Genomic DNA, 6,275 nt, shown 5'->3' on the forward strand with positions numbered 1-6,275 from the left:
GGCTACGGCGAAGGCGGCGTGCTGACCGAAGCCGTGCGGCGCAAACCCTACAGCGTGGTACTGCTGGACGAGGTGGAGAAGGCCCACCCGGACGTGCATGAAATCTTCTTCCAGGTGTTCGACAAGGGCGTGATGGAGGACGGCGAAGGCCGGGTGATCGACTTCAAGAACACCCTGATCCTGCTGACCACCAACGCCGGTACCGAGCTGATTTCCCAGGTGTGCAAAGACCCGGCGAACATCCCTGAGCCGGAAGAAATCGCCAAGGCCCTGCGCCAGCCGCTGCTGGAGATCTTTCCGCCGGCACTGCTCGGCCGCCTAGTGACCATTCCGTACTACCCGCTGAGCGATGAGATGCTCAAGGCGATCACCCGCCTGCAACTGGGTCGCATCAAGAAGCGCGTGGAGACGACCCACAAGGTTGCCTTCGACTACGACGACGCGGTGGTCGACCTGATCGTCTCGCGTTGCACCGAAACCGAAAGCGGCGGGCGCATGATCGACACCATTCTTACCAACAGCCTGCTGCCGGACATGAGCCGTGAGTTCCTCACGCGCATGCTCGAAGGCAAGGCGATGGCGGGTGTACGCATCAGCAGCCGGGATAATGAATTGCACTACGACTTCAGCGACGCAGATTGACCTGACGGAACACAATCAAAATGTGGGAGGGGGCTTGCCCCCGATAGCAGTGTGTCAGTTGATGCATTCGGTGACTGATTCACCGCCATCGGGGGCAAGCCCCCTCCCACACTTGAACCGGTTCCTTCAGTTACTTAGTCATTTACGGGACAACCGATGCTTTTTAACCAAGCCTCACGCCTGGCCAAGATCACCAGCCCCCTGGGGCCGGATGTGCTGCTGCTCAATGAAATGGGCGGCGGCGAAGAGCTGGGGCGGCTGTTCAACTATGAGCTGCAACTGACGTCCCTGGACGCCAACATCGACCTCAACCAGTTGCTCGGCAAACCCATGAGCGTGGGCCTGCAACTGGCGGACGGCGGTGAGCGGCACTTCCACGGTATCGTCGCGCGCTGCAGCCAGAACATCGACCAGGGCCAGTTCGCCAGTTACCAGGTGACGTTGCGCCCGTGGCTGTGGCTGCTCAGCCGTACCTCGGACTGCCGGATTTTCCAGAACCTGAGCATCCCGCAGATCATCAAGCAGGTGTTCCGCGACCTGGGGTTTTCCGACTTCGAAGACGCCCTGAGCCGGCCGTACCGCGAGTGGGAATACTGCGTGCAGTACCGCGAGACCAGTTTCGACTTCGTCAGCCGCTTGATGGAACAGGAAGGCATCTACTACTTCTTCCGCCATGAACAGGACCGCCATGTGCTGGTGCTGGCTGACGCCTACGGTGCCCACACCACCGTGCCGGGCTACGCATCCATCCCGTATTACCCCAAGGACGAGCAGCAGCGCGAACGCGACCACATGCACAACTGGCACCTGGCGCAAGAGGTGCAGCCCGGCTCGCTGGAGCTCAACGACTACGACTTCCAGCGCCCCAGCGCGAGCATCGACGTGCGCTCGGCCATGCCGCGCCCGCACACCGCCGGCGACTATCCGCTGTACGACTACCCCGGCACCTATGTGCAAAGCGCCGACGGCGAACACTACGCCCGCACCCGCATCGAAGCCCTGCAGACCCTGCATGAGCAAATCGAGTTCAGCGGCAACGCGCGTGGCCTGGGTTCGGGGCATTTGTTCAGCCTCACCGGCTTTAGCCGCCAGGACCAGAACCGCGAATACCTGATCGTCGGCATTCGCTATTACATCGTCCAGGAAAGCCTGGAAAGCGGCGGCGGTTCGGGCGGCGCGCAGTTCGAAAGCAGCCTGACCTGCATCGACGCCCAGCAGAGCTTCCGCCCGTTGGCCAGCACCCACCGCCCTATCGTCAAAGGCCCGCAGACCGCGCTGGTGGTCGGGCCCAAGGGCGAGGAAATCTGGACCGACCAGTATGGCCGCGTGAAGGTGCACTTCTACTGGGACCGCCACGACCAATCCAACGAGAACAGCTCCTGCTGGATTCGTGTGTCGCAATCCTGGGCCGGTAAGAACTGGGGCTCGATGCAGATTCCCCGGATCGGCCAGGAAGTGATTGTGAGCTTCCTTGAAGGTGACCCCGACCGGCCGATCATCACCGGGCGGGTCTACAACGCCGAGCAGACGGTGCCCTACGACCTGCCGGAAAACGCGACCCAGAGCGGTATGAAAAGCCGCTCCAGCAAAGGCGGCACGCCGGCGAACTTCAATGAAATCCGCATGGAGGACAAGAAGGGGCTGGAGCAGTTGTATATCCATGCTGAGCGCAATCAGGACATTGTCGTCGAAGTCGACGAAAGCCATTCCGTGGGGCATGACCGGAATAAGAGCATTGGGCATGACGAGGTAGTAACGGTCGGCAACGACCGCGTGCGTGCGGTCAAGCATGACGACATGCTCATGGTGGGGTTCAGCAAGACCGATGCCATCAGTAAGAGCTACCTGATTGAAGTGGGTGAAAACCTGCGTCTGGTCTGTGGCAAGAGCGTGCTGGAGCTCAACGCCAGCGGGCAGATCAACCTCACCGGCGTGCAGATTAACGTGTACTCCGAAGGCAGCTCCGAGATCAACACCGGGGGCAACTTGCACCTGAACATTGGCGGCAAGGGCGGCACTACGCCCATGGGCCAAGGGGTCAAAGGCGAAATCGACGCTGCCGTCAATTCCATGTTTCCCAAGCCGCCTTCCGGCCAATAACGAGATCCGAGTTTCATGACCTATCGACTCAATGAACTGCAATTCACACTGCCCAGCGAAGAGGTGCAGGATGCGTCCATCAATATCCTGAAGTTCGCCGCGCTAGGCACATCGTTGATCGTCAGCCGTAGCCTGCTCGGCGATGATGAAACACTGCAAAGCAACTTCGAAGGCCAACTGGCCAAACTCGAGAAACAGGTGCAAGACTTGCGCTACCAACCGGCGCAGGTAGTTCGCGTGGGCGCGGCGCAGGATGTCGACGCCATCGAAGTACATAACCAGTTCAGCAAGGGCGCCGAGCGTATCTATCAATACCAGTTGGCGCTGGTTGTACCGGGCACCCAGCAGATGCTTGCCCTGAGCTATGTCAAAGCCCAGCCTCTGGGCGACGCTGAAAATGTCCACTGGGCAACGATCAAAAACACCCTGCTGCTGAATCCGAAGCCTTGAAGCCCTTCCACCATGTCTGACGCACTTTGGGCGGCACGCCTCGGCGACGGCCTGCTACACACCTCGGTTATGGCCGACATCCTGGGCGGCGTGCTGGAAATCGCAGCCAATATCGCTATTACAGCGGTAGCCACTGCTGCGATCGTGGCCGCGACCGGTATTACCGTCGTTACCGGCGGCCTGGGCTGTTTTGTGCTCGGCGCGGTGGTGGGAATCATCGTCGGTATCGGCATGAGCAAGACGGGGGCGGACAAGGGGCTGACAAAGGTTTGCGACTGGATAGGCAACGCGTTATTTCCGCCGGTGGTGATGGCGACGATCGCCACCGGCTCACACAACACTTTCACCAACGGCACACCCTCTGCACGTGCCGCAGGTGCTATCGGTCCGGTCAGCTCGCAACTCGCCGAAGGTGGCAGTCCCGAAGAAGCCAGCTACCTGGACATGGCCAAGGGTTTTTTCTCGCAGATGTGGCGCCCCACAGTAGCGGTTCCTGCGCCAGGCGCAGTACCCAAGCCGCTGGATATCGTGATCTGCACCAAGCATCCGCCGATGCCGCCGCAGTTTATTGCCGAAGGCTCCAGCAAGGTCACTATCAACGGTCAGCCGGCCGCCCGTAGCGGTGACCGTAGCACCTGCGACGCCTCGATTGTCGAGTCGGGGATGATCTCCAGCAACGTGCGCATTGGCGGTAGTCCGGTGGTGGTCCGCGAGATTCGCAGCGGCAAGACGCCGGGTGTCGGGCTGGCGGTAACCGCGCTGTTGATGCTGCGCGGCGGTGGTTCGAAGTTCTTCAGCAAGCTGCCGTGCATGGTGGTGGGCGGACTGGTGTCGTGGGGCACCAGCCAGGTTACCAACGCCATTTCCTCTGCCGTGGTCGGCTCGCCCAACCCGGTGCATAGCTCGACGGGCGCGAAAATACTTGATGGCGAGGACGACCTGGACTTCGCCTTGCCCGGCCTTCTCCCTATCGAATGGCAGCGCTACTACAGCAGCCGAGACGAACGTCGAAATGGCCTGTTCGGCGCCAGCTGGAGCGTGATCTACGAAGTGTTTGTCGAGATTGGCGCACACCCCGAAGGTGGCGAGCGACTGGTCTATACCGATGAGCAAGCGCGCCAGATCGACATGGGCGTGATCCCGCTGGGTGGAGCTGTATTCAGCGCCGGTGAAGGCTTGAGCGTGCGGCGCAATACCAATGGCCAACTACTGATTGAAAGCGTTGATGGACTCTATCGACTGTTCGAGCCAACGCCAGACACCCCTTCGCAACTGCGCCTCAGCCAGTTAGGGGATCGCAATGACAACCGCATTTTTCTCGACTATGACGCCCAGGGTCGGCTGAGCCAATTACGAGATACTTTCGACCATGTGCGCGTCGAGTTGGGTTATAGCCAACAATGGCCGGCGCGGGTAGAGCGAGTCGATCGCGTGTACCCCGATCACAGTCGAGAAACGCTCGTCAGCTATGCCTACGACACTCGCGGCGACCTGGCCGAAGTTCGCGACGCCGCCGCAAACGTGCAACGTCGCTTCGCCTATAACGCTGGCCAGCGCATGGTCGAGCACCAACTGCCCACCGGTCTACGTTGCTACTACCACTGGGAATGCGTGGAAGATAGCGAGTGGCGTGTGGTGCGGCACTGGACCGATGAAGGTGACGAGTACCGGTTCGACTATGACCTGTCGGCCGGTGTGACCCAGATTACGGACGGCTTGCAACGCGTCAGCACGCGCCGCTGGAACCCGCAGTACCAGATCACCGAGTACACCGACAATCTGGGGAAGACTTGGCAATTCGAGTGGAACGACGAACGTCAGTTGCTCGGTGCAATTGATCCTCAAGGCGGTAAATGGCAGTTCGGCTACGATGAATCCGGCAACCTGTGCAGCACTCAAGATCCGTTGGGGCGTATCGAGTCCACATTGTGGCTGGAGCATTGGTCGCTTCCATTAGTGGAGACCGATGCGGCAGGCCAAGCGTGGCAATATCAGTACGACCAACGAGGTAATTGCGTCAGTGAAATCGACCCCTTGGGGCATGTCACACGGTATCGCTACGATACGTTTGGTCAGGTGGTGGAGATCATCGACGCCACGGGCAAAAGCAAAACCCTGCGTTGGAATGAAACCGGACAGTTAATTCAGCATGTCGATTGTTCGGGGTACCCCACAGCGTTTGAGTACGACCGCCAGGGCCACTTGCAGGTAGTCATCGACGCCTTGGGCGAACGGCAGCGTTATCAACACGACCGGCAAGGCCGCTTGCTGCAAACCGAAATGCCGGACGGTCGCACCGAGCAGTACCTGCGCGACACCAGCGGTCTGTTGATCGGCTATACCGACGCTGCGGGTCACACCACTCGCTACCAATACGGCCGTCGCGGGCAAGTGCGCCAACGAATAGATGCCCACGGCAGGCAAATTGAGTTCCGCTACGACGCCTATGGTCGGTTACAAACCCTGACCAATGAAAACGCGGAAAGCTACCGCTTTGCCTGGGACGAGGGAGACCGCCTCACGGAACAGCAAGACTTGGACGGCAGTGCTCGACGTTATGACTATGATGCGTTGGATAATCTGGCTGCCTTAGAGTACGTTCCCTCGAATGAAGGACTGGCAGTGCCGTCCCCTATCGTGCATCGCCTGGAACGCGATGCGGTTGGTCGCTTGCTGGTGAAAGTTACCGATGATGGCCGTACCGAATACGCCTACGATCCGGTGGACCAGCTCACCGCCGTCACTTTCACAGGCAATGATGAAACCACCCAGGCTTTGGCCTTTGCCTACGATCCGCTTGGTCAACTCATTACCGAACAAAGCGCCGCCGGCAGCCTGAACCATCACTACGATGAACTCGGCAACCTGATCCAGACCCAACTGCCCGATGGCCGCTGGCTCAATCGCCTGTACTACGGCAGCGGTCACCTCCACCAGATCAACCTCGACGGCCGTGTCATCAGCGACTTCGAGCGCGACCGCCTGCACCGCGAAGTGCTGCGTACTCAAGGCCAGATCACCACGCGCAGCGAATACGATCGCAGCGGCCGCCTGCGCTCACGGATACGCCGCCCCAATGGCCA

General features: G+C 60.1%; 4 protein-coding genes. All 4 read left to right on the plus strand.

What is annotated here, in order from left to right; genetic code table 11:
* Positions 1-642: AAA family ATPase (locus AC3ZU9_RS31105; RefSeq protein ID WP_490091774.1), on the plus strand; the 642-nt coding region annotated here is incomplete at its 5' end.
* A 156-nt stretch (positions 643-798) separates the two neighbouring features.
* Positions 799-2,742 carry a type VI secretion system Vgr family protein gene (locus AC3ZU9_RS31110; RefSeq protein WP_102061216.1) on the plus strand — a complete coding sequence of 648 codons (1,944 nt, stop codon included), beginning with the start codon at positions 799-801 and terminating at the stop codon, positions 2,740-2,742.
* A gap of 15 nt (positions 2,743-2,757) precedes the next feature.
* Positions 2,758-3,192, plus strand: coding sequence for a DcrB-related protein (locus tag AC3ZU9_RS31115; protein ID WP_093542691.1), 435 nt, complete (start codon positions 2,758-2,760; stop codon positions 3,190-3,192).
* A 12-nt stretch (positions 3,193-3,204) separates the two neighbouring features.
* The coding region (locus AC3ZU9_RS31120) for a DUF6531 domain-containing protein (RefSeq protein ID WP_490091775.1) at positions 3,205-6,275 on the plus strand (3,071 nt) is incomplete at its 3' end.

The sequence above is a fragment of the Pseudomonas sp. A39 genome (assembly GCF_058145955.1).